This is a genomic window from Streptomyces sp. SID13031, from assembly GCF_010548305.1.
In the GTDB taxonomy this organism is placed as follows: Bacteria; Actinomycetota; Actinomycetes; order Propionibacteriales; family Kribbellaceae; genus Kribbella.
The window spans coordinates 354,224-377,498 of the sequence record NZ_JAAGLV010000005.1 but is presented as its reverse complement, the minus strand read 5'-3'; the positions used below and the strand labels follow the sequence as shown (position 1 = coordinate 377,498).

The following is a 23,275-nucleotide window of genomic DNA, read 5'->3' as shown; positions in this document are numbered from 1 at the left end:
CGAATCGACTGATCCGCCGCCCAGACTCGATGCTCAGGAAGTACTGACCTGCCAGCTGGTCAGCGGGATCGGGTGCAGCCCTGTGGCGCCGTTGAAGAGGTACTGCGCCGGGTTGGTCGCGTTGACGATCTGGACTGCCGTGCTGGCGCCGGCCTGGGTGTCGACCAGGTACAGGTCATCCCGGCCGTCCGCGTTGTAGTCGCCGGTGGAGAACGCCCATCGGGTCAGTGAGGTGAACGCGGTCGGTGTCGCTGCATGGATGAGGAACTGCTGCAGGTTCGTGGCGTTCAGGACGTGGTACGCCGTTTTGCCGCTGCCGGCGTCTTGCGTGTTGACGGCGTACAGGTCGTCGCGGCCGTTGCCGTCGAAGTCGCCGGTCTGGAAGGACCACAGTGCCAGATCCGTCCGGTGCAGTCCGGTGCCGGACTGGTTCAGGTAGCCGGCAAAACCGTTGCCGTTGACAACATGGAGCGACGTCGTGTTGGTGTTGGTGTCCTGGCTGTCGACGGCGTAGAGGTCAGGCCGGCCGTCGCCGTTGTAGTCGCCGACCGCGAAGGCCCAGCGGGTCTTGCTCACCAGCGGCAGTGGCGTCGCCGCATGCACCAGGAAGGTGGTGAAGTTGGTCGCGGCATCCAGGATGTGTACTTCTGTGCGGCCGCTCCCCGTGTTGCCGTTGAAGATCACCCACAGGTCGGGGCGACCGTCGGCGTTGTAGTCCGAGGTCTCGAAGGTGGTCGTGGTCTGGTTGCTGGCGCCGAGCGCAGTCGCCGCGTGGATGCCGAAGGTGGCGAAGTTGGACGCCCTGGTCAGCGAGTGGACCTCCGTCTTACCGCTGCCACTCCCGCTGGCGATGACGGTGTACAGGTCGCCGCCGGCCGGTGGATTGCCGCAGACCGCCGTACCGGCCGGAACGGAGATGGCCGTGAAGGCCGCCTCGATCCCGCGGCACTGGGCGGATCCGGCACCGTACAGTTCGCGGGCGCTGGTGATGGCGCCGTTGCGGGCATCCGGGTAGGTACTGCCGGAAGAGAGCTTGGTGGTGAGCGTCCGGTACCAGACCTTGGCCACGACATCGCGGCCGATCCCGGTGAGGGTAGCGCCGTTGCACGCGGTGCTCGTGTGGGTCACGCCGCCGATGACCTTGCTGCCGGTGCCTTCGGAGGCCAGGTAGAACCAGTGGTTCAGCGGGCCGGACGAGTAGTGCGGATCGAGCCCGCCTGTACTGGTGCTCCAGCAGTCGACGCTTGCGCCATCTCTGGACGGCTTGTCCATGTACCGCAACGGGGTGCCGTTGCCGTTGATGTTGATCTTCTCGCCGATCAGGTAGTCACCCGGGTCGGACGTGTTGTTCGCGGAGAACTCGACCATCGTGCCGAAGATGTCGGAGGTGGACTCGTTCAGGCCACCGGCATCGCCGGAGTAGTTCAGGTTGGCGGTCGCCTGGGTGACGCCGTGGCTCATCTCGTGACCGGCCACGTCGATGGAAGTCAGTGGCCGGGCGTTGCCCGCGCCATCGCCATAGGTCATCTGGGTTCCATCCCAGAAGGCGTTGACGTATCCGTTGCCGTAGTGAACGCGCGAGCGCGCACCCTGACCGTTGTTGAAGATGCCGTTGCGGCCGTGGACGAACTTGTAGTAATCCCAGGTCAGCTGGGCGCCGAAGTGAGCGTCGACGCCGGCGGTCTGGCGATTCGAGGTGGCGCCGTTGCCCCACACGTCATCGGCATCGGTGAAGGTGCTGCCATTGCCGGAGCCGCCGCCCGCATCGGTCGTGTAGTTGCCGCCGCGGGTCGGGTCGCTCATCAGATAGTTGCCGGGGGTGCCGGAAGTGCCGATCGTGACGGTGCCGGAGTACATCGAGTTTCCGGTGCCGGCTTTGATCTCGTCGTCGGAGGCCAGCAAGGCGCCGGTCTTCGCATCGATGTAGGAGTGCAGCACCGACGGGGTCTGGTCGGCCTTCACACCGGTGGTGACCACGTCGTACGCCAGCACGGGTTTGGCCGGCGTGACGTACACGACCAGCTTGCCCCGGTTGGCGGTGACCTTGAAGCCTGCCGACTGCGCGCCCTTGGCCAGTGCCGCCGATTCTGGCAGCGTCGGCTTTGTCGAGGCGACGCCGACTGACGTGGCGCCCCGGTTGTAGCTCACCTGGCTGATCGAGTTGCGATCGCGCCGCACGATCAGGTCGCCACCGACCACGGGCAGGCCGGCGAAGGTACGGTCGTAGCGGAGGAACTCGGTGCCGTCGGGGTCTTTGACGACATCGCGGGCGACGAGTCGCTCGCCACTGCCCAGCCCGAGAGCCGCGACTGTCGCGGCGATGGGGTCCGGCCCGATCTGGGCGGCTCCTGCGGGTGGCATCGCCAAACCCGCGGCAGCGACGACGGCGGCCACCACTCCAACTGAAGTCGATCTTCTCAAGACAGCACACTCCTCACGATGGGACGGATCGCGGAGTGACACCGTGACTTCAGTCCGTCACGAACGCAAGGCCCGGCGCGCATCTGCCAGGAACTGCCTAGCAAGCACACGGGGCTGCCCTGACAAGGTCAGGACATTGCTGCCTGGGGCGAGCGTTTGATGATGCCTAGGGCAAGCGTTTGACCGGGTGCCGCCCGGCCGCCGTGCGCATGACGGCGGCCGTGAGCGTACGCCGGCCGGTGGTGCTGGGTCAGACCTTGCCGCCGGCCGCAGTCGGGGCGGTCGGGTCGGAGCCGTCGTTGCCGACGACCTCGCGGGCGAGGAAGTCCTCCAGGTGGAACAGGTTGTCGCCGGCCCGCTTCGCGACGTTGACGAGCGTCGTCATCGCGGAGACCTCCTCGATCTGTTCCTTGAGGAACCACTGCATGAACTGCTCGCCGATGTAGTCGCCGTCGTCGCGCGCCGTCCGGGCCAGCGTCTCGATCTGCTTGGTGACGGTGATCTCCTGCTGGAGCGCGAGTTCGAGCGGCTCCAGCGCGGTCTTGAAGTCGCCGATCACCTCGCCGACGCCCGGGATCTGCGGCCGGATGTCCATGTCCAGCAGGTACTGCACCATCATCATCGCGTGGTTGCGCTCTTCCAGGGACTGCTTGTAGAAGTGCGCCGCGAGCTGCGGGAGGTCCTGGTCGTCGAACCAGACGGCCACCGCGGTGTACTGGTGGGACGCCGTGAATTCGTTCCGAATTTGCTCTTGAAGAAGTTTCGCGTACGTGCTCATGCAAGCCAATGTAGTGTGCGCGGAGCCATTTCTCACCGTTGGCGAGGCTTCCCTAACGGCGTGTCAACCCCCAGCGCGGACATGCGACCTGATCGCGGGAAGGTTGCCCAGCGGCGCGAAGTAACCCGCGATCCCGTGGTCGAAGGTGATCGCCGCAATCCCTTGCTGCAACCAGATCGGGGCCTGCGCGACCGCGTCGTCGGGGGTCAGCGCGAGCACCAGCACCTCGGCGTCGGCCGGGCTCAGCCCGTTCTCGATCGCGAAGCCGCGGGCGCGTTGCGAGGACGTGAACGCCATCAGGAACGGCTGCTCCTGATGCACGCCGACGAACGGCTGCGGGTTGTCCGGCTCGCCGCGCTGGACGAACCACCAGCGCTCCAGCGCGAATGTTGCCGCCCACAACTTTTCCTGGTTGGCCGTACCGGGGTCGGCCGCCACCGCCGCCGACAACGCGTCGGTGACCGCGGGCTCGATCGTTTCCGTCATGCCCCCACGGTACGAGGTCAGCGGTTCCCCATTCGCACGATCTCCGTGTCGTCGCCTGGCAGTGTGAGAGTGATCTCGTAACCGTCGACGGTGACCTGGATGGCCTCCGCCAGCGCTTCAGGGCGGATCGCGTCACGGGTCAGCAACACCGCGTGCACGAGGACGAGCGGTTCGCCGGTGTGCGCGGCGGTCAGGTACGGCGTGGCCGAGTGCGGACCGAAGGGGTTCGCCCCGAGATCGCGGTGCACCCCCGCCTCGTCGTACCCGTGCAGGTTCACCACCGCCGACATCAGCCCGTCGGAGTTCCGCGCCAACGCCCGGGCCGGTCCCTCGCCGGTCGTTGCTGTCGGCAAGGAGTCGCCGGCCACCGCATACCCGCCACTACGCACCAGTACTCCGGCAGGCCCGTCCACCAACGAGCAACGGATCTCCCAACCCCCGTGTACCACCGAGGCGATCTCGATCGGCCACGGTCCATCACTGCCGACCCACGCCTTGTGCCACGACGCCGCCGACCGCGAACCCACCCCGAGCCGCCGGATCCGCCCGCGATGGCTCGACTTGCCGTGCTGGTCGACGAGCGAGGTGAGGTTGTCCACTCGCTGCAGCGAGGCGGCATCCGAGATCTCAGGCCCCGCGTGGTTGGCGAACGCCAGCCGGTCGTAGTGCGGATCGGCCGCCGGCTCGATCCCGGAAGGCTCTGTCAACGGTTCGTGATCCGAGCCGTGGTTGATCAGCCTGACCACCTGGTCGTGGCGGCTCGCGTGCACCAGCCAGCCAGGCGCAGGCATCGCCCGCACTTGGTCAGCCTCGTCGAGCGGCACCGTATCTTCCGGGTCGGACCACACCGGGTGCTCCGGCGGTAGCAGCAGCCCGATGAAGCCCTTCGACGCCCAGTACGGCGAGCCGGGCCCGGAGTACGACTGCGTGGTCGGCAGGAACGTGTCGTACCAGCCGAGCGTCAGCAGCCCGCGCTCATCCGGTACGCCGTGCTGCACGAAGTGGCGCGCGATCCCGGAGCACAACCGCCGAGTGGCCCCAGGGCTCAGTGGCGTCGCGTCGAGGATCTGTCCCATCCAGTACGGCGCGGCAGCCGCCATCCGGTAAGTCAGCGACCGTCCCTGGTAGACCGGCGCTCCGTCGTTGCCCACCAGGTGGATCGCGTCCTCCAGGAACAGGCTCAGCCGCTCCCGATAGACCTTCAGCCGATCGTCGTACTGCGCACCCGGGGTCGCCGCCGCCATCCGGGTCCAGATGCCCGGGTACAGGTGCATGGCCCAGCCGATGTAGTTGTCGAACTTCTGCCCGTCGCCGTCGGAGTACCAGCCGTCGCCGACGTACCAGTCCTCGATCCGGTCGAGCCCTCCGTCAATGTCCTCTTGCGAGTACGGGGCGCCGACCGAGGCGAGGAACTGCTCGCTGACGACCTGGAACAGCCGCCAGTTGTTGTCGTGCGTGGTGGAGCCGATGAAGCCGCCGAGCCATTCGGCGACGTGCTCCTGGGCGCGGGTGTCCAGGCGATCCCAGATCCACTCGCGGGACTCGTGCAGGGCGACGGCGATCGCGGCCGCCTCGACCATCTGCTGCGAGCGCGGGGTGAGCCGCAGCCACGCCTCGGGGTGGTCCGGGTTCGCGCCGTTGGCGACGCCTCGCGCATACCGCTCGATCAGCTTCTCGCACCCCTCGCCGCGCACGCCCGCGATCCGGAAGGCGGCGAGCATGAACGATCGGGCGAACCCCTCCAGCTCGTCTGACGCAGTACCGGATCGGCTGGGGCGGCCGGGCAGGACGACGCGGGCGTTGCCGGGGGAGAAGTACGGGATCAGCGAATCGAGCAGGTGGTCGGCCAGTGCCTCCCAGTGGGCCCGCACCCAGCCGGTCTGGCGGGACAGCACGCGGTCGGTGTCAGGTAGCACGAGGCGGGTCATGCGATTCTCCCGAGCTCGGCGGGGCTGATGGCGTGCCGCAACGGCGTACCGGCGGCGAAGCGTTCCACCTCGCTGACCGCGAGCTCGCCGAGCCGGGCGACCTCGTTGCCGACAGCACCGGCCAGATGCGGGGTCAGGAAGACGTTCGGGAGGTCGAGCAGCGGCGAGTCGGGGGGCAGCGGCTCGGGGTCGGTGACGTCGAGGACTGCGTCGAGGCGTCCTGAGCGGCACTCCTGCTCGAGCGCGGCGGCGTCGACGATCCGCCCGCGAGCGGTGTTGATCAGGACCGAGCCGTCCTTCAGCAGGCCGAGCAGGCGGGCGTCGACGAGCCCGATCGTCTCCGGCAGCAGCGGCGCATGCACGCTCAGGATGTCGCTGCGGGTGAACAGGTCATCCAGTTCGACCAACTCCGCACCGAGGTCAGCCGCCTCGGCAGCGGTCAGATACGGATCACTGATCAGTACTTCGAGATCGAACGCGCGCAACCGCTCCGCGACCATCCGGCCGATCCGGGAGGCGCCCAGCAGCCCGACGGAGCTGCCGTAGCTGCCTGGCACAGCACTCGGGTCCGGGCGATGCCTGCTGACCTTGTACTCCGCGCCGAGGCGGAACGCGCGCTTGCCGCTGAGCACGATCGTGGCCACGGTGAACTCGGCCACCGGCAGCGCGTTGGCCACCACGGCCGAGGAGACCTGGATGCCGCGCTCGAAGGCGGACGGGTCGACGAAACCCTTCACCGAACCGGCGGCGTGGATGATCGCCCTGAGCTTCGGCGCCGCGTCGAGCACCTCGGGGGTGATCGCGGGGCAACCCCAGCCGGTGAGCAGCGCGTCGGTGGTGCCCAGCGCGGCTCGGATGGCGGGGTCGGTGAGGAAGGGGTTGCCGGCGCCGCGGGAGCTGTTGGCCGGCCCGACCGGGAGGACGTCGGTGATCCGCTCGAGGCGCTCGCGGACGGCAGGAACCAGGACGCGGGCCCGGCTGGACTCATTCATCGCCAGCATGACCGTCGGCCGGGTGGTGACCCTGGGCGAGGGCGGGGCGGAGGTTGGGGTCGGCTCAGAATCGGTGCGCACAAGAGCACGCTAGCAAGCGCTTTCCCAAATTGCTCGTCCGCGGGCATGTCTGACCGGTTTTGGACACCTTTTGACGGCGACGGCGCAGCGGAGCGCAGTACGGGGTGAGAAAGATCCCAGCAGGCGGAATTCCAGCCCGGCGCGCTGACGTTATTGAGAGAGAAGGCAGGATAGAGGGGCCGACCGCCCTGAAGGCCACTGAGAAGGAGAACGACGATGCTGCGACCGGACGACCTCTACGAGATCGTCGACGAGTCGGTAGCCACCGGCCCGGCGGCTGCGCCGAAGGTGCTGGTGCATTCGCTCGACGGGTTCATGGACGCCGGCCAGGCCGGCCGGGCGACCGCTGACCACCTGCTCGAGGTGCTGGACAACCGGCTGCTCGCGCGGTTCGACGTCGACCTTCTGCACGACTACCGGGCCCGCCGTCCCGAGGTGACGTTCGCCGAGGACCGGTTCATCGACTACAGCCCGCCGCAGCTGTCGCTGCACCTGATGAAGGACGACGCGGGCGTCGAGTTCCTGCTGCTGGAGGGCGTCGAGCCCGACAACCACTGGAACCGCTTCGCCGGCGCCGTGCGCCAGCTGATCGAGATGTACAACGTGACGCTGACTGTCGGCGTGCACGGCATCCCGATGGGCGTGCCGCACACCCGGCCGCTGGGGCTGACGTCCCACGCGACCCGCCCTGAGCTGGTGACGCGCTCGAACATCTGGGACGGCGAGATGCGCCTCCCGGCCAGCGCCGCGACGATGCTGCAGGTCCGCCTGGGCGAGGCCGGCAAGGACGCGATGGGCTTCGCGGTCCACGTGCCGCACTACCTGGCCGAGAACCGCTTCCCGGGCGCAGCGCTGGCTCTGGTCCACGCCATCTCGGCGGCGACCGGCCTGCTGCTCCCTAGCAAGGCTCTACTCGACGAGGCTGCCGTGACCGGCCGCCTGGTCGACGAGCAGGTCGAGGCCTCGGATGACGCGTCCTCGGTAGTGAATGCTCTGGAGACCCAGTACGACGCCGCCGCCGGCTCCGTAAGCCGCGGCAGCCTCCTCGCCGGCTCCACCCCGTCGGCCGACGAGCTGGGCGCCGAGGTCGAGCAGTTCCTCGCCGAGCTGAACCGCGAGGACGACAAGTAGGTACTACGTCAAAGCGGCTGGCGCACTCGAGGTGCGCCAGCCGCTTTTGCGTTGCCAGGGGTCAAGCAGAGACGGTCGCGCGCCCCGCAGTACTGCGGGTGAGTGCGTTGTCGACCGAGAACCGGCCGGCGCCGACCGCTGCTATCGCGAGCGCGAACAGGCCGAGTACTACGACCAGCTCCCAACCGCCGTCCGCTACGAAGATGCCGTTGGACATGTGGACGAAGAGGAAGGCGCCGGCCATGTCGACGGCGAGGAGGACGCCGGCGACCGTGGTGAGGACGCCGAGGATGAGGGCTGCCCCGCCGATGAGTTCGGCGGCGGCTGCGTAGTAGGCCGAGAGGGTTGGCGCGGGGACTCCCAGCTGGTCGAAGCCGGCGGCGGTGCCGTCCAGGCCGTTGGTGCTGAATTTCTGCCAGCCGTGGGCGATGAAGACGACGCCGAGACCGACGCGGGCGATCAGCAGGACCAGATCGCGAGAGGCATGGACGGGCCGGGTCAGCATGCGGAGGGGGCTCACAGCTACTCCTGTCAGTCGTGCGTTTGATGGTTGAGTGTTCATCAACTTACCGGGTGCGACCGAAAGCTCACCGAAAACACCCGCGTGAGGGGCGACACACACCGACTGCGAACGCGGGCGGCCCGTAGTACCGGGAGAAGCTGTCAGGATGAGGCATGCCCGAGTCCCTGGAGGATCTGGTCGAGCTGCTCGACCTGGAGAAGATCGACGCCGACCTGTTCCGGGGGCGGCAGCCGCAGACGTCAGCCCAGCGGGTGTTCGGTGGGCAGGTGCTCGGCCAGGCGCTGGCCGCCGCGGTTCGCACGGTCGATCCGGATCGCGTCGTGCACTCGCTGCACGGGTACTTCCTGCGCCCGGGGGACACGTCCGTACCGATCGAGTACCACCCGGAGCTGATTCGCGACGGCCGCTCGTTCAGCAGCCGGCGGGTGGTCGCGTCGCAGCGGGGCAAGACGATCTTCTACATGTCGGCGTCGTTCCAGGTGCCCGAGCCGGGGCTGGATCACGCCGATCCGATGCCGGGCGACCTGGTCCCGCCGGACGAGGCGCCGACCCTCGCGTCGGTGTTCGAGGCGGCGAGCGGGCGCAAGGCCGAGGACTGGAACAAGGAGTGGGCGGCGCTCGACGTCCGGCTGGCCGGGCTGACCGGGCGGCAGTTCTGGATCAGGGCCTCGGGAAAGCTCGCCGACGATCAGGCCTTGCATGCTTGTGTCCTGGCCTATGCGAGTGACCTGACGTTGCTCGGGGCAAGCTTGTTGCCGCACGGCATCATCATCGGCGACCGGCGGATCCAGCCGGCCTCGATCGACCACGCGCTGTGGTTCCACCGTCCGTTCCGCGCCGACGAGTGGCTCCTGTACGACCAGGCGTCGCCGTCGGCATCGGGAGCACGCGGCTTCGCCACCGGACGTCTGTTCAGCGAGGACGGGCGGCTGGTCGCGTCGGTCGCGCAGGAAGGCCTGATCCGGCCGATCGGGTTGGATCTGGACGACGAAAACCTTTGACCGGGTCTGCTAGCGTTGGCCGTATGAATCAGCGCGCAGTGGTGACGACAACGCCGAGGAACGTCCCGGCGCGCTGACAGCTGACTGTCGAATTTCGAAGCCCCGGGGCGAGTGCCCCGGGGCTTCGCCATGTGGACACTCGCCTCACTCGTCAAAGAGGAGTCCACATCATGTACGACCATCGCAAGCTCGGCCGGGAGCTCGGCCTGTTCGACTCGGATCCGTTGATCGGTGCGGGCCTGCCGTACTGGCTGCCCGCGGGTGCCGCGATCCGGCAGGCGCTCGAGCGGTACATCGCCGATGTCGAGCGAAGAGCCGGCTATCAACAGGTCTATTCGCCAGTGCTCGGCAAGCGTGAGCTGTACGAGATCTCCGGGCACTGGTCGAAGTACAGCGAGGATATGTACCCACCGATGTCCATCGGGGGTGAAGAGGTCGTACTGCGGCCGAGCCTGTGCCCGCATCACGCGTTGATGTTCCGGTCGCGGGCGCACAGCTATCGCGAGCTGCCCCTGCGGATGTCGGAGCTCGGTGGGCAATACCGGTCGGAGTTGTCCGGCGCACTGGGCGGGCTGACCAGAGTTCGTGCGATGCAACTGAACGACGGGCACATCTTCTGCATGCTGGAGCAGGTCGCCGACGAGGCGCTGGCCGCGCTCGAGCTGATCAAGCAGGCGCATCGCGATCTCGGGATCAGCGCGTCGGGGTACGTGCTCTCGCTGCCTTCAGAGGACGCACACTTCGGCGATCCGTCGAGCAAGTACGTCGGCGACGCGGAGAGCTGGGCGCTGGCCGCCGATCTCCTGCGTGACGTGCTGGAGAAGGCGGGACTCGAATACTCCGAGGAGCCGGGGGAGGCGGCCTTCTACGGCCCGAAGATCGACATCCAGATAGAGGACTCGGCCGGCCGCGTTTCGACCCTGTCGACCATCCAGCTGGATTTCCACCAGCCGGCCGCGTTCGGGCTGGAGTACATCGGCGCCGATGGCAACAAGCATCGCCCGGTGATGGTGCACCGCGCGATCGTCGGCAGCATCGAGCGCGCCGTCGCCCACCTGATCGAGGTCCACGGCGGCGCCTTCCCCGCCTGGCTCGCGCCGGTGCAACTCGTAGTACTGCCGATCTCAGACGCCGAGGAGAAGCCAGCTCTCGAGGTCGCCCGCCGGGCGGCTGATCGCGGGCTCCGGGTCGAGGTCGCCCATGCCGACGAGGGCACCCTGGGCGCCCGGATCCGCGAGAATCGGCTGGCGCCGTACCAGGCCGTCATCGGCGCCCGGGAAGTCGGGGCCGGTGCCCTAGCCCTCCGCCTCCGAGACGGCAAGCAGTTGCCCCCAGCACCAATCGGCGACGCCCTCGACCAGCTCGCCGCCGACTGCAACCCACTCCGGCATGAGTGACGCTGCCAGGCCCGGGTAGCAGCGCCTTCCCGTCCCGAGCGACAGGACATAGTCGGTTGTTCGGCCGGGTGCCACGCTCACGGAGGCGGCGGCCGGCCGCAATACCGGCACTATGTCCTGTCGCTCGGGACGGGACCGGGCGGCAGCTCAGCGTGGCTGGAGTTGGCCGATCAGGTGGGTGACTGACTGGTCCTGGTTGTAGACGGCGAAGTCGACGGCTTCGCCGGTACGGCGGTGGGCGAAGGTGGAGCGGGAGGGGAGTAGGAGGGGTTTGCGGAAGTCGACGCGAACTGTGTAGGCGTCGGGCAGGCCGCCGGAGCGCTGGATCGAGGCCAGGGCTGCGGCCTTGGCCCACATGCCGTGGGCGATCTGGCGTGGGAAGCCGAAGGCCTGGGCGGTCAGCTTGAACAGGTGAATCGGGTTGCGGTCGCCGGACGCAGCGGCGTACCGGCGGCCGAGGTTGGCGCGCAGGTCCCAGACGGCGGTCGGCTCGATCGCCGGGTCGGGGAGCAGGTCGGCGTGCGCCGAAGGGGTGCCCGAGGAGCGGCTCAGCAGGGTGGTCGAGTCGGTCCAGACGACCTCGCCGTCCACGCTGACCGAGCTGAGGATGTCGAACACCGTGCCCTTCGGATGTGGCCGCTCGGGGCCGCTGTGCACGGTGATCGACAGCTCGGCGTGCATCGGCAGCGGCTTGAGCTGGGTGATCGTGTTCGCCAGATGGACGATGCCCATCGGCTTGTACGGGAACGACGGGTCCGACATCAGATCCAGGTGCAGCGGGAACGCGAGCACATGCGGATACGTGACCGGCAGCGCAGGCCCCGCGCTGAACCCCGTCACCTCCCTGTACGCCGTGAGGTGGTCCTGGTCGACCAGGGCGCTCGGCAGCTCCAGGGTGAGCCCGTCGTGGTCCGGCTCGTACTCCGCTTTGCGCAGCGTCGCCTTGACCGTCCGGGCGTAGAGCGACCCGAGTCCCGGCGAATCGTCGTACCGGCGGGTGGGCATCTCAGGCGCCGAGCATGCTCTGGCCGCAGACGCGGACCACGTTGCCGGTGACGCCCGCCGAGGCCGGGTCGGCGAACCAGGCGATCGTCTCGGCGACGTCGATCGGCAGCCCACCCTGCTGCAGCGAGTTGATCCGGCGTCCCACCTCGCGGATCGCGAACGGAACCTTCGCCGTCATCTCGGTCTCGATGAAACCGGGGGCGACCGCGTTGATCCGGATCTGCCGGTCGGTCAGCCGCGGCGCGAGCGCCTGGACCAGGCCGATCACGCCCGCCTTGGAAGTGGCGTAATTGGTCTGACCGTTATTGCCGGCGATCCCGGCGATCGAGGCGACGCCGATCACCGATGCGCCTTCGTTGAGGCCGCCCGCCTCGAGTAGATGCATGGTGATCCGCTCGGGCGCCCGCAGGTTGACGTCGAGGACGGCGTCCCAGGCGTCGGTGCGCATGTTCGCCAGGCGCTTGTCGCGGGTGATACCGGCGTTGTGGACGACGATGTCGAGCCCGCCGAGCTCCGCACCGGCGGCCGCGATCCGTTGTGGGGCGTCGATCGCGGTCACGTCGAGCAGCAGCTCGCTGCCGCCGATCTTGGTGATCACCTTGCGGAGATCGTTGGCGTTCTGCGGTACGTCGACGCCGAGCACGGTCGCGCCGTCGCGCGCCAGGGTCTGCGCGATCGCGGCGCCGATGCCCCGCGCTGCCCCGGTGACCAGCGCGACCTTGCCGGCCAGGGGAGCGGTCGGGTCGTTGCCGACCAGGGGACCTGTACCGATCCGGGCGACCTGGCCGTCGACGTACGCGGACTTGGTGGACAGGAAGAAGCGCAGCGTCGAGTCGAGCTGGTCGTGCGCGTCCGGTGCGACGTACACGAGGTTGACCGTGGCGCCGCGCTTGACCTCCTTGCCGAGGGACCGGGTGAAGCCTTCAAGTGCGCGCTGCGCGATCTGCTGCTCGGGCGTCGCGGACAGCTCCGGAGTACGGCCGACGACGATCACGCGGCCCGCAGCGCCGAGCTGGCGGATCACGGGGGAGAAGAACCGTTGCAGCGACGTGAGGTCGGCGGTCGAGGTCGCGCCGGTGGCGTCGAAGACGAGTGCCTTCGGGCGCAGGGTGCTCGACGCGACGCCTTCGGCCACCGTACTGAAGGAGGCCCCGATGTCGCGCAGCAAGGCCTGGATCGCCTTGCCTGTATCGGTTTCGGTGATCGCGCCGAAGACGACCTGGCCGTCGATCACGGCGTCGCCGTCGGTCCAGCGCGGCAACGGGGTCGGGTCGGGGAGGCCCAGGTTCTTGACCAGCGTGCGGCCCAGCGGCGTACGGGTGAAGGTCTGGTAGCGATCCGTCATCTTCGGTGTGCTCCTGGTCATTGAAAAGTCACCGTTCGAGGATGGCGACGACGCCCTGGCCACCGGCGGCGCAGATCGAGATCAGGCCGCGGCCGCCGCCGTTCTCGTCGAGCTGCTTGGCCAGCGCGGCGACGATCCGGCCGCCGGTCGCGGCGAACGGGTGCCCCGCCGCCAGCGAACTGCCGTTGACGTTCAGCTTGTCCCGGTCGACCTCGCCCAGCGGGGCGTCGAGGCCGAGCCGTTCCTTGCAGAAGATCGGGTCCTCCCACGCCTTGAGCGTGGCCAGCACCTGGGAGGCGAACGCCTCGTGGATCTCGTAGTAGTCGAAGTCCTGCAGGGTGAGCCCGGCCCTTTGGAGCATCCGCGGTACGGCGTAGGCCGGAGCCATCAGGAGGCCTTCTGCGCCTTTCACATAGTCGACTGCCGCCGTCTGCGAGTGCGTCAGGTAAGCGAGGGGCCGCAGGCCGTGCGCGGCGGCCCACTCGTCGGTCGACAGCAGGACCGCGGAGGCGCCGTCGGTCAGGGGAGTGGAGTTGCCGGCGGTCATCGTCGCGGTCTCGCCCTTGCCGTAGACGGTCTTGAGCTTGGCCAGCTTCTCCAGCGTGGTGTCGGCTCGGAGGTTCTGGTCCTTCTCGAGGCCGAGGTACGGCGTGATCAGGCTGTCCTGGAAACCGCGGTCGTACGCCTTGGCGAGGTTCACGTGCGAGCGGTAGGCGAGCTCGTCCTGCGCCTCGCGGGTGATACCCCATTCGAGCGCGGTGAGGGCAGCGTGGTCGCCCATCGACTTGCCGGTGCGCGGCTCCGCGTTGCGCGGGATCTCCGGTACTACGTCCTTCGGGCGGACGCGGGCGAGTGTCTTGAGGCGGTCCTGGAACGTCTTGGCCCGGTTGAGGTCGAGGAGGACGTTGCGGAGCGCGTTGTTGACGGCGATCGGCGCGTCACTCGCGGTGTCGACGCCACCGGCGATGCCTGCGTCGATCTGGCCGAGCGCGATCTTGTTGCCGACCAGGATCGCGGCCTCCAGCCCGGTGCCACAGGCCTGCTGGAGGTCGTACGCCGGGGTGGTGGGCGCGAGCTTCGAGCCGAGGACGACCTCGCGGACCATGTTCCAGTCGCGGGCGTGCTTGAGGACCGCGCCCGCGACGACCTCGCCGAGCTCCTGGCCACCGAGGCCGGTGCGATCGACCAGGCCGTTGAGGGCGGCCGTGAGCATGTCGGAGTTCGAGGCGTGCCGGTAGGTCTTGTCCTGCCGGGCGAACGGGATGCGGTTGCCGGCGACGACGGCCACCTTGCGGGTCTCGGTCACTGGTTCTCTCCTGCGGTACTTGAGGGTGAGCGCCTGGCGGTGGCCTTGCTGGTCTTGCTGGACTTCGCCGGGGTGCGGTTCGTAGTACCGGCTAGTGCTTTGCGGCCTACTGCTGTGGCGAGCGTCGCCGTGATGGCCGTCTCTCTGACGGTGGCGATGTCGGCGTGATGGACTACTGGATGGCCTGGTACTGAGTCCTTGCCGGGAGCTGAGTCCTTGCCTGGTACTTGCCGCGACACGATCAGGCCCATTCGCGCCATGTGCATGGCGCCGAGGGTCTGGGTGTAGAGGTGGTTGGCCAGGTAGTCGGTGTCGACCTCGTCGAACACGCCGGTCCGCTGGCCGGCCTTGAGGATGGTGGAGATCCGGTCGAGCGCGGCCGCCATCGCGTTGCCCAGCTTGATCATCACGGGCTCGGTGATCTCGCCGAACAGCTGCTCGCCGGTGCGTCTGAGGAGGCTCATCGCGCAGTCGGCGAAGGCTGGGTACTCGAGGCAGAAGTCGACGAAGACCTCGCTGAGTGCTTTGAGCCTGTTCATGGGCGCTTTGCGGGGCGCGTCGACCTGCTGCAGCCGCTCGTCGAGCTCAGTGAGGTAGTCGACCAGGGTGAGCGCGAACAGCTCTTCCTTACCCGCGAAGTGCCGGTAGATGAGCGCCTTGTTGATGCCGACGCGCTTGGCGATGTCGTCGATCTGGGCGTCGATGGTGCCGCGCTCGTCGAAGAGCTCGCGGGTGGCCCGGATGATGTCCCGCTCGCGGTCGCGCCGACGCTCCGCCGTGGTCCGGCGGCGTCCGATCGCGAGCAGCGCGGAGCTCATGTACTGATCTTAGTCATATCGGTACCCCTGGGTGCAAACGATAGTTACACTCGTGGGTAACATCACTTTGGTACGACCACCCCTGCAGTCTGCTCCGGAGGAATCGATGACCACTTCTTCACCCACCGAGTCGCCGGCTCTGTCTGCCGATGTGATGGGCCTGGCCGGCGAACTCGCGGCCGAGCGCTCGAAGCCGGAGTGGCAGACCTTCAACCTGAACCTCAACGAGGAGCAGGTCGAGATCCGTGACTGGGCGCACACCTTCGCCGCCGACGTGATCCGGCCGGCCGCCTCGGAGTGGGACGAGCGCGAGGCGACGCCGTGGCCGGTGATCCAGGAGGCCGCGAAGATCGGGCTGTATGGGATGGACGCCAGCATCAACCTGTTCATCGACCCGTCGGGCTTGCTGATGCCCCTGGTCCAGGAGGAGCTCTTCTGGGGTGACGCCGGTATCGGCATGTCGCTCGTCGGGACCGGGCTCGCCAGCTCGGCCGTCTTCTCCAACGGCACCCCCGAACAGTGGAGCCAATGGCTTCCGCGCTGTTACGGCACGCCTGACGACGTACAGGTTGCTGCTTTCTGTTCGTCCGAGCCGGGTGCCGGTTCCGACGTGTCGGCGATCCGCACGAAGGCGACGTACGACGAGAAGACCGACGAGTGGGTCATCAACGGCCAGAAGGCGTGGGCCACCAACGGCGGCATCGCCGACATCCACGTCGTGGTGGCGACCGTCGACCCGTCGCTCGGCAGCAGGGGGCAGGCGGCGTTCGTCGTACCGAAGTCCGAGGTGAAGGGGCTGGAGCAGGGCACCAAGCTGAAGAAGCACGGTCTGCGCGCCTCCCACACCGCGGACGTCTTCTTCGACAACGTGCGGGTCCCTGCCGCGAACGTCCTTGGTGGCAAGGAGAAGCTGGACGCCCGGCTGGCCAAGGCTCGTGAGAACAATGGCGAGAAGGCCCGCGGCAACGCGTCGATGGCGACCTTCGAGATCACCCGGCACATCGTCGGCTCCCAGGCGATCGGGATCGCGCGGGCGGCGTACGAGTTCGCCCTGGAGTACGCGAAGGGCCGCGAGCAGTTCGGCCGCCCGATCATCGACAACCAGGGCATCGCCTTCAAACTCGCCGACATGGCCACCGAGATCGACGCTGCCCGCCTGCTCGTCTGGCGCGCCGGCTTCATGTCCGCGGCCCTGATGCGCGGCCAGCAACCCGACTACCGCCACGGCGAAGGCTCAATGGCCAAACTGAAGGCCAGCGAAGTAGCCGTAAAAGTCACCGAAGAAGCCATCCAAATCCTCGGCGGCAACGGCTACACCCGCGAATACCCAGTAGAACGCATGCACCGAGACTCAAAGATCTACACCATCTTCGAAGGCACCAGTGAAATCCAGCGCCTGGTCATCTCCCGCGCCATCTCAGGCATGCGAATCCGCTGACGTTTCCGCAGGTCAGAGGCTGATTCCAGGCTCTCTAACTGGCAGGCCGCCGTCCGGCTCCCCCGAGGTACTGGGGGAGCGCACGGCGGCCTGCTCCGTTGCTGCTCCGTGAGACCTCAGAGAGAAGATCGCGACCAGTCGGTTGTCCACGGACTTGCGCGCTCGCTCGTGCGAGGAAGGGAGCATGTGGGGGTAGTGCCGAAGCGCGTGCATCCCGTTCTCTCGGCTGGATGGAAAATGCTTGCGCCCGCTGGCGTCTCTTGTCGGCTGACGGATTACTCCGGCGTGGAACAGAGCTGGTTTCCAAACGAGTTCGTCGTACGTCCGAGACCGGATGTGTTTGTCGTCAGTCCAACGGAAGAGAAGCTTGACGGTATGCGGTCCGCCGTCGACCCTCTCCCAGGGCAGCGTGTGCGGCCGCGGTCCAACAGCCTCGATGTGATCCTTCAGGATCAGTGCCGTCCCATCCGACATCGGGACAGTCCGCTCGGTGTCGTTCTTCGGCAGCGCGAAGACGAACTCTCTCCCGAGCCTCTTCACCTGCCGCCGGACGTGGATAACCATCGCGTCGAAGTCGATGTCCCCTTCCGCGAGCCCGAAGAGCTCACCTTGCCGCAGCCTGCACGCCGCCCCAACAGCCGCGATCGGCCTGTACTGCGACGCGTGCCCCTCGACAATCCTCAGCACGACGTCATCGCCCCAGGCAAGGACCTTGCCACCCTTCGACGCCGGCACCTTCACCACCCGGGCCTTGGCCGGATTCCGCTTGATCGTCTCGTCATCTACAGCCAAATCAAGGCTCCCGTGCAACACCAGGAACGCCGAGCGCGCGAGCACGGCCTTGATTTGCGGGCGGGTTCGGTTGGTCGAGCCAGCTCGTGGTGCGTGGTTGGCGTCGGGGCAGCGTGGCGGGGGTGACATGGACACCGGGCATGGTCCGGAAGTTGGGTGTGGTCCGGATTAGGTCTTGACCCGGACCACTTGTAGTGCCGCTCGGTGACGACGGCGCCGACCCGTTTGGCCACAAAGTCGGCCGTCGAGGCCGTGGCTGTCGTTGAAGAAGAACCGAGCCGTCGGCAAAGTCTTAGAGCGCTTAGATGTGTAACGCTTCAGGTTTCGGTCCCTGCGCAATCGTTTGATTCCGGATCGCAGAGGCCGCGCACCCTCACCGCAGCAGTCGAGGCACAGGCAATTTCGTGCGCAGTCGTCGATGATCCCGCCCTGGCGGCTAACCGGGCCGGCGGTTGCGCTCGACGCGCCATTGACCGCTCTTCGGAGCGGGAGCATCCTGACGAGGGGGGCAATTGATTCTGGGGTGCGTCCGCCGTCGCGGCCGCGGTGGCACTTGCGTTGCTTCCCTATTCGAGTGGGGAGGGGGCGCAACATGTCCATTGGGAGCCAGAAGGATCTCGACCTGACCGAGCGAGCTGGACTTGCTGGCGAGGCCACATCGCAGGAGGTAGTCGCCGGAGCCGCCGGGGACACGGCTGACGCTGAGGAACACGTCGGCAATCTTGGCTTGGTATTTGGGGTTGGATTTTGGATCGCCCTTGGGCTCGCGTTCGCACTCGGGAACGACCAATCGCGTGCCTGGATCAACCACAATCTCGCGTGGGTCGTGGGCACCAGCGTTGTCCTCATCGTGATAGCGGCCGTCGTGATTCTGACCGACTGGGTGAAAGATCGCGATACGACTGCTCGAGCAGCTGTTCTGGTTCTGATCAGCTTGCCAGTTCTCGCCTTGCTCACAGCGGGTGCGTTGTTCATGCTTCCAGCCCCATGGCAGTTGATCGCGACGCGGTCGGTAATGTTGGTTGTGTTGATTACGACACCCGCCGCTATGTGGTGGCTCTTCTTAGCGCAGCAGCGCGCTAGCTTGCTGAACGAGTTTCTTACGAACCTTCAGAGACTTGGGCTTCTGGAAACACAACGTGTTGAGACAGCCGAAGCGCGCTCGACGCGAGTTGGAAGTTACCTGCAAAAATTCGAGGCGGCTTATGGCCGCCTTCCGACCGGAGTGCATGAGGATGTTCAGAAGCGCCGGTTTGAGCAATATTCCCCTGAGGACATGGTGCGCGCCAAAGCTCCACTGGCGAGCTCAGCGGTGCCTATTTTCATGCTGATAGTCGTGCTCGCGATCGGGTGGCTAATAACGTTGCCGCCTCTTCATGACTTTCCGCGCAGTTCTGTGGAGCCGCGTTGGTTGCTCACACTGGCGCCGAATGTCACGCCGGTGACTGTCGCCTTCCTGGGGGCATACTTCTTCTCGTTACAGATGCTATTTCGTCGATATGTGAGGACAGATCTACGCGGCAGTGCCTATGTGGCCGTCCTTATGCGAATTCTGCTCGCCGTCATTGGAATATGGGTGATCGAAGCTGTGGCATCGGAGCTGGGATGGAGTGGCAGCGAGCTCCTAATTGTTGGATTCGTAGTGGGCGTCTTCCCCGTGGTCGTGTGGCAGGTTATTCGCAATGTGGCGATGAAGCTCTTCAAATTCGCACTTCCTACACTTGACTCAACTCTCGCGCTTGATCGCATAGATGGGCTAACCGTTTGGCATCAATCACGCCTCGAGGAGGAAGATATTGAGAACGTTCCGAATATGGCCACCGCTGACATTGTGGACCTTCTGGTGAATACACGCATCCCCGCCGGGCGGGTAGTCGATTGGGTGGATCAATCGATTCTCCTCACTCAACTGGGCGCCGAGGATGTGAATAGTGATGAATCAAATTCGACTCGACGGCAGTTGAGTCGGCACGGCATTCGAACTGCTAGCACATTACTTAAGACTGCGGACGACAAGCGTACAGTTGCCGAAATCGCAGCATTCCAAGAAATGGCGAAAGACGGCACGGGGCAATCGGTAGTGCCATCGCTGATCTCGGCAGTTCAAACAAGTAGCAACTTGGCGCTGATACTGCGCTGGAGGGGCCTCGACTGCCCTAATCCAATTGATACGTGGCGGCAGCGAATGGTGTGAATAATGTCTATATCGCTCTGTCTCGAGTCGGTGCTTAGAGCGTATTATTGAACAGAAGCCAGAGTCCAGCAGATTGAGGACGACCTCTGCACCCAGCGGGATCACGGGTCCGGGGGAACGACGCCCGGCTTGTCGCGCACGACGACGGAAACCGTCGAGCTGCACGGCGACGACCCTGGGGAAGGGCGCCAATTCCAACAGCCGGCCGACTCTCCGTCCGATGCCTGCCGGTGTGAGCTGTCCTGCCGACCGATGACGTCGCGGGTCATTAGCAAGGGGGAAGCCATGCAAACGTTCAAAGGTCGAGACGTGCCGCCGGCGCCGCGCGTCACGAACGACGGAGACGTCGAGGAGAGGACGTACAACTACCTGCGACTGTCGGTGGTAGCCGTGATTGTGGCCCTGGGGGTCGCGCTGGTGATTGAGTGGTTCTCGGCTGACTGGTGCTTCCAGAAGTCGATCAGCGCCTACTACTACACGCCGGTCCAATTGGTGTTCGTGGGTGCGCTCGTCGCCATCGGCGTGTGCATGGTGGCGCTCTGGGGTCGCAATGCCGCCGAGGACGCCTTCTTGAATCTCGCCGGCCTGCTTGCGCCGGTCGTCGCCTTCGTCCCCGCGTCCAGGGCGACCAGGTGCAGCGTTGTGAGCGACACGGGTACGAGGCCGACTGAAGGGCAAGCGGCGCCGGTCGACGACGATGTGATCAAGGCTGCTCATGAAGCGATCGACAACAATATGGGCGCCGTCCTTGTGGTGGTCCTGCTCGGGCTCGCGCTCACGGTTTTGTCCCGACGCATGCGCCCGTGGTCCTCGGGGCAGTCGAAGTCTGCCAAGGCGGCATATCTGTCCTCGTACCTCCTGGCGCTCGCGACGTGGCTCGTCGGTGTGATCGTGTTCTTCATGGACCCCGACCTTCTCTACCGACGCGCTCACTTTTCCGCTGCGATCCTGTTCTTCGCCTGCGTCATCGTTGTGGTGTTCGCAAGCGCCTACGAACGTACGCGCACCGATGAGGAGCGAACGCGGGGAGCACGAGTGAGGGCCGCCCTGAAAGATCGGGACGCAGTGGTTGGCTACGCCATGATCCTCTCGATTCCGGTGATCGCCGCGACGGGGAGCGACTACTGGGTCTTGCTGGTCGAGGGGACGTTGATCCTCCTGTTCGGCACGTTCTGGCTGCTGCAGACCTACGACCACTGGTCGTTGATGCCACCAGTTGCGCCCGCCGCCGGCTTGGACGGCGACGGCCGAGAAGCGGGGCCGGCCGGCGGCGGTCCAGGACCAGAGCCGGATGACAGCGAGGGTCGGCGAGAAGGAGTTGGCGCCCCGATGTAGTCGGTGGTTTCGTGGAGGCGCGCTAGCGACGCAGGGGTGCGGCGTACGTCGCGAGCGTGAAGCCTCGGATCCGGGCGTTGGCGGCTCGACCGTTGGGGAACAGGGTGCACTCCTGGACCCATCGGCGCCGCAGTTCGCCCTGGAACCTGGGTCGGGGCCAGTCGTCGCGCACCTTGTCCACCAGTCAGCGATCGAGATGCCGGACGTGATCGCCAATTGCGTCCAGCAACGAACCCGTCAGGAGGTACCCGCCGAGTCCGTTCCCAGGATGGATCGAGAGGTGGCTGGAGGTCGCCTGGGCAACGACCTTGGAACGGCGCTCGTCCAGGCCGGCCTCCTGCGCGGTGGACAGGGCGTTCGCGGCGCCCAGTACCGCGAAGTCCATCGTCCGGTCAGCAGCCCGGTGCCGCGCAGCAGTGAAGCGACGTAGAGGAGTCTGGTTCAAGTGTTTTGCTGTCACGAGCGGCGAGCGCGGTCGCAAACTGCCAGGTGCGTTCCGAGCGAGAGATCCACTGATCGTCGAGCTTCACGCAGGCGAGCTCGCGAGTAGCTCTAACGCATTCCGTCATGGGTGGATCCGGGAAAGGCTCACTCTGCATTGCCGGATGAGGGGCTCAGCAGACTTCGCAGGCGGTAGCCGACAAGATCCGAGGCATACCGGCCCTGCTTCTTCAGAATGTTGTCATGGCTTCGCCCCGTCTTCGCCAGGCTGCGAGTTCGACGTGCTGAGATCCCGGAGTGAGGCTGCACGAGCTGGATGGCCACGAGTGCCGTTCTGCCGCATCGAGCGCGTCGTTCCGGGCCGACGAGGTCACGGTTATCGATGATCCTGGGCAGTCGGTCGGCGGCATCGGAGCCGGCGCACAACTTGACCGGACCGTCGCGGCCGGGTGTCCACGCATCCTTCGCCTCTGCCGTAAAGACGTTCCATAACTGCCTCACCTAGGGTTTGATCGTTTCCTACATTGTCGCTCAAAGGTTGCTGTAGGCAAGTAGCTTCTCCGTTGCAGTTCCGTGAGACGATGACAAACGACGATTACGGCCGAGCAACGTTGAGAGATAGACGCGCAGGTCAGACGCGGATTCGGCGCCTTCGGCGCGAACCGTCCGCGAGGCTGGAGGAGATCTACACCATCTTCGAAGGCACCAGTGAAATCCAGCGCCTGGTCATCTCCCGCGCCATCTCAGGCATGCGAATCCGCTGACGTTTCCGCAGGCCAGAGACCAATTCCAGGCTCTCCGGCAGACAGGCCGCCGTCCGGCTCCCGCGAGGTAATGGGGGAGCGTACGGCGGCCTGCTCCGTGACTGCTATGTGAGATCTCAAAGAGAAGATTGCAGCCAGTCTGCTTGACGAGGTGCTAGGTGGCGTCCCGCTGGTCCAGCCACTTTAGGAGCGCTTGGTTTGTTTCTTCTGGCTTTTCTTGCTGGATCCAATGACCGCAATCCAGGGTGACCACTTCCACATTGGGTACGAACTCTGTCAGGTTTTCAGACCTCTGGATCGCATCCCGGTCGCCATAGATCATGAGTGCGGGCTGTTGGATGATCGGGTTCGCGTCCGCCAGCAAGCGCCAGTTGCGGTCAAGGTTCCGGTACCAGTTGATGCTGCCCGTGAATCCTGATGATTCGAAGGCGGAGACGAAAACAGCCAGTTCGCTGTCGCTCATCAAGGGCTCGCCCAGTGGTGTTTCTGCGTTGGCGAGATTGATCATCACCATTCCCGGTGCTGGCGCTCCGAGTGGCGCGTTTTTTCGGTACATGTTGTGGAGGAACCGGAACGTATTCTCTTCCAATACGGCGTCCGCGACGCCTGGCTGCCGATTGAAGTGGACAAAATAGAAGTCGCCGCCAAGTATTTCTTCCATGAATTCGATCCAGGGCTTTTCTCCGCGCTCTTGGTAAGGCAAGCTCAGGTTGATCACTGAATTCACACGGTGTGGATGCAGCAAGGTCAGTCCCCAGACGACCATTGCACCCCAATCATGACCGACGAAGGTGGCATCTTCGTATCCGTAGTGATCGAGAAGTGCGACGAGATCACCCGACAAGTGTTCGATGTCGTACGCCGTCACTTCGGCCGGCCGGGACGAGTTGCCATAACCCCGCTGATTCGGGACGATGACGTGATAACCCGCCGCGGCAAGGGCGGGCATCTGATGGCGCCAAGAAAAGGCATGTTCCGGCCAGCCGTGACAGAGCACAATGGGCTTTCCTGCATTTTCTCGGCCTGCTTCGAAGACTTCGAGTTCCACGCCGTTGACGGAAATTAGGGTGGGCTCGGGAAAATCGGCTGGATCAAACAT

The 23,275-nt window shown here is 66.0% G+C and carries 19 protein-coding genes; 6 read left to right on the top strand and 13 right to left on the bottom strand.

Annotation, left to right across the window (positions count from 1 at the left end):
- Positions 1-33: 33 nt before the first annotated feature.
- From G3I17_RS13640 to G3I17_RS13620, 5 genes are all read right to left on the bottom strand, one after another.
- Complete coding sequence (locus G3I17_RS13640) at positions 34-2,394, bottom strand: M4 family metallopeptidase (RefSeq protein ID WP_164596355.1); 2,361 nt, start codon at positions 2,392-2,394, stop codon at positions 34-36.
- Between the two features lie 277 nt (positions 2,395-2,671).
- Positions 2,672-3,199: a ferritin gene (locus tag G3I17_RS13635; protein ID WP_164596354.1), complete on the bottom strand. Its 528-nt coding sequence runs from the start codon at positions 3,197-3,199 to the stop codon at positions 2,672-2,674.
- Between the two features lie 63 nt (positions 3,200-3,262).
- On the bottom strand, positions 3,263-3,685 hold the full coding sequence (locus tag G3I17_RS13630) for a hypothetical protein (RefSeq protein WP_164596353.1): 423 nt from the start codon (positions 3,683-3,685) through the stop codon (positions 3,263-3,265).
- Positions 3,686-3,702: 17 nt separating this feature from the next.
- Complete coding sequence (locus G3I17_RS13625; protein WP_164596352.1) at positions 3,703-5,613, bottom strand: DUF2264 domain-containing protein; 1,911 nt, start codon at positions 5,611-5,613, stop codon at positions 3,703-3,705.
- Positions 5,610-6,686: a hydroxyacid dehydrogenase gene (locus G3I17_RS13620; RefSeq protein WP_343238295.1), complete on the bottom strand. Its 1,077-nt coding sequence runs from the start codon at positions 6,684-6,686 to the stop codon at positions 5,610-5,612. The genes G3I17_RS13625 and G3I17_RS13620 overlap by 4 nt, the downstream gene beginning before the upstream one ends.
- Positions 6,687-6,902: 216 nt before the next feature.
- Between G3I17_RS13620 and G3I17_RS13615 the strand changes: the two genes are divergently transcribed.
- Positions 6,903-7,817, top strand: a complete 915-nt coding sequence (locus G3I17_RS13615; RefSeq protein ID WP_164596351.1) for a PAC2 family protein — start codon at positions 6,903-6,905, stop codon at positions 7,815-7,817.
- A 61-nt stretch (positions 7,818-7,878) separates the two neighbouring features.
- On the opposite strand, the gene G3I17_RS13610 is transcribed toward G3I17_RS13615, so the two are convergent.
- Positions 7,879-8,337 (bottom strand): DoxX family protein, encoded by a 459-nt coding sequence (locus tag G3I17_RS13610; protein ID WP_203590122.1) that lies wholly within the window; start codon positions 8,335-8,337, stop codon positions 7,879-7,881.
- 155 nt (positions 8,338-8,492) lie between these two features.
- On the opposite strand from G3I17_RS13610, the gene G3I17_RS13605 reads away from it, so the two are divergent.
- Positions 8,493-9,341, top strand: a complete 849-nt coding sequence (locus G3I17_RS13605; protein WP_164596350.1) for an acyl-CoA thioesterase II — start codon at positions 8,493-8,495, stop codon at positions 9,339-9,341.
- Positions 9,342-9,511: 170 nt separating this feature from the next.
- Entirely contained in the window at positions 9,512-10,738 is a 1,227-nt protein-coding gene (gene thrS / locus G3I17_RS13600; RefSeq protein WP_164596349.1) for a threonine--tRNA ligase, read from the top strand.
- Positions 10,739-10,885: 147 nt separating this feature from the next.
- On the opposite strand, the gene G3I17_RS13595 is transcribed toward thrS, so the two are convergent.
- Genes G3I17_RS13595 through G3I17_RS40705 form a run of 4 tightly spaced genes read right to left on the bottom strand, consistent with a single transcriptional unit; the run spans position 10,886 to position 15,212 of the window.
- Positions 10,886-11,743: a MaoC/PaaZ C-terminal domain-containing protein gene (locus tag G3I17_RS13595; protein WP_164596348.1), complete on the bottom strand. Its 858-nt coding sequence runs from the start codon at positions 11,741-11,743 to the stop codon at positions 10,886-10,888.
- A gap of 1 nt (position 11,744) precedes the next feature.
- A complete protein-coding gene (locus tag G3I17_RS13590; protein WP_164596347.1) occupies positions 11,745-13,088 on the bottom strand; it encodes a 3-oxoacyl-ACP reductase in 1,344 nt (447 codons plus the stop codon).
- A gap of 28 nt (positions 13,089-13,116) precedes the next feature.
- Positions 13,117-14,394, bottom strand: a complete 1,278-nt coding sequence (locus tag G3I17_RS13585; protein WP_164596346.1) for an acetyl-CoA C-acetyltransferase — start codon at positions 14,392-14,394, stop codon at positions 13,117-13,119.
- Complete coding sequence (locus G3I17_RS40705) at positions 14,391-15,212, bottom strand: TetR/AcrR family transcriptional regulator (RefSeq protein WP_164596345.1); 822 nt, start codon at positions 15,210-15,212, stop codon at positions 14,391-14,393. The genes G3I17_RS13585 and G3I17_RS40705 overlap by 4 nt, the downstream gene beginning before the upstream one ends.
- A gap of 154 nt (positions 15,213-15,366) precedes the next feature.
- On the opposite strand from G3I17_RS40705, the gene G3I17_RS13575 reads away from it, so the two are divergent.
- Positions 15,367-16,650: an acyl-CoA dehydrogenase family protein gene (locus tag G3I17_RS13575; RefSeq protein WP_164596407.1), complete on the top strand. Its 1,284-nt coding sequence runs from the start codon at positions 15,367-15,369 to the stop codon at positions 16,648-16,650.
- A gap of 12 nt (positions 16,651-16,662) precedes the next feature.
- Here G3I17_RS13575 and G3I17_RS13570 read toward each other — a convergent pair whose 3' ends face one another.
- Positions 16,663-17,487 (bottom strand): hypothetical protein, encoded by an 825-nt coding sequence (locus G3I17_RS13570; RefSeq protein ID WP_164596344.1) that lies wholly within the window; start codon positions 17,485-17,487, stop codon positions 16,663-16,665.
- A gap of 547 nt (positions 17,488-18,034) precedes the next feature.
- Here G3I17_RS13570 and G3I17_RS13565 point away from each other — a divergent pair.
- Both G3I17_RS13565 and G3I17_RS13560 read left to right on the top strand, forming a co-directional pair.
- Positions 18,035-19,636 (top strand): hypothetical protein, encoded by a 1,602-nt coding sequence (locus G3I17_RS13565; protein WP_164596343.1) that lies wholly within the window; start codon positions 18,035-18,037, stop codon positions 19,634-19,636.
- A 285-nt stretch (positions 19,637-19,921) separates the two neighbouring features.
- Positions 19,922-20,971, top strand: coding sequence for a hypothetical protein (locus G3I17_RS13560; protein WP_164596342.1), 1,050 nt, complete (start codon positions 19,922-19,924; stop codon positions 20,969-20,971).
- Between the two features lie 184 nt (positions 20,972-21,155).
- On the opposite strand, the gene G3I17_RS13555 is transcribed toward G3I17_RS13560, so the two are convergent.
- Complete coding sequence (locus tag G3I17_RS13555) at positions 21,156-21,416, bottom strand: hypothetical protein (protein WP_164596341.1); 261 nt, start codon at positions 21,414-21,416, stop codon at positions 21,156-21,158.
- A gap of 914 nt (positions 21,417-22,330) precedes the next feature.
- Entirely contained in the window at positions 22,331-23,275 is a 945-nt protein-coding gene (locus tag G3I17_RS13550) for an alpha/beta hydrolase (protein WP_164596340.1), read from the bottom strand.

What these genes read in the sequence shown, in the direction of transcription:
- G3I17_RS13560 (WP_164596342.1), top strand. Translation starts at nt 19,922, where the DNA reads ATGCAAACGTTCAAAGGTCGAGACGTGCCGCCGGCGCCGCGCGTCACG.
- G3I17_RS13630 (WP_164596353.1), bottom strand. Translation starts at nt 3,685, where the DNA reads ATGACGGAAACGATCGAGCCCGCGGTCACCGACGCGTTGTCGGCGGCG.
- G3I17_RS13590 (WP_164596347.1), bottom strand. Translation starts at nt 13,088, where the DNA reads ATGACGGATCGCTACCAGACCTTCACCCGTACGCCGCTGGGCCGCACG.
- thrS (WP_164596349.1), top strand. Translation starts at nt 9,512, where the DNA reads ATGTACGACCATCGCAAGCTCGGCCGGGAGCTCGGCCTGTTCGACTCG.
- G3I17_RS13635 (WP_164596354.1), bottom strand. Translation starts at nt 3,199, where the DNA reads ATGAGCACGTACGCGAAACTTCTTCAAGAGCAAATTCGGAACGAATTC.
- G3I17_RS13550 (WP_164596340.1), bottom strand. Translation starts at nt 23,275, where the DNA reads ATGTTTGATCCAGCCGATTTTCCCGAGCCCACCCTAATTTCCGTCAAC.
- G3I17_RS13575 (WP_164596407.1), top strand. Translation starts at nt 15,367, where the DNA reads ATGGGCCTGGCCGGCGAACTCGCGGCCGAGCGCTCGAAGCCGGAGTGG.
- G3I17_RS13625 (WP_164596352.1), bottom strand. Translation starts at nt 5,613, where the DNA reads ATGACCCGCCTCGTGCTACCTGACACCGACCGCGTGCTGTCCCGCCAG.
- G3I17_RS40705 (WP_164596345.1), bottom strand. Translation starts at nt 15,212, where the DNA reads ATGAGCTCCGCGCTGCTCGCGATCGGACGCCGCCGGACCACGGCGGAG.
- G3I17_RS13595 (WP_164596348.1), bottom strand. Translation starts at nt 11,743, where the DNA reads ATGCCCACCCGCCGGTACGACGATTCGCCGGGACTCGGGTCGCTCTAC.
- G3I17_RS13615 (WP_164596351.1), top strand. Translation starts at nt 6,903, where the DNA reads ATGCTGCGACCGGACGACCTCTACGAGATCGTCGACGAGTCGGTAGCC.
- G3I17_RS13565 (WP_164596343.1), top strand. Translation starts at nt 18,035, where the DNA reads ATGTCCATTGGGAGCCAGAAGGATCTCGACCTGACCGAGCGAGCTGGA.
- G3I17_RS13605 (WP_164596350.1), top strand. Translation starts at nt 8,493, where the DNA reads ATGCCCGAGTCCCTGGAGGATCTGGTCGAGCTGCTCGACCTGGAGAAG.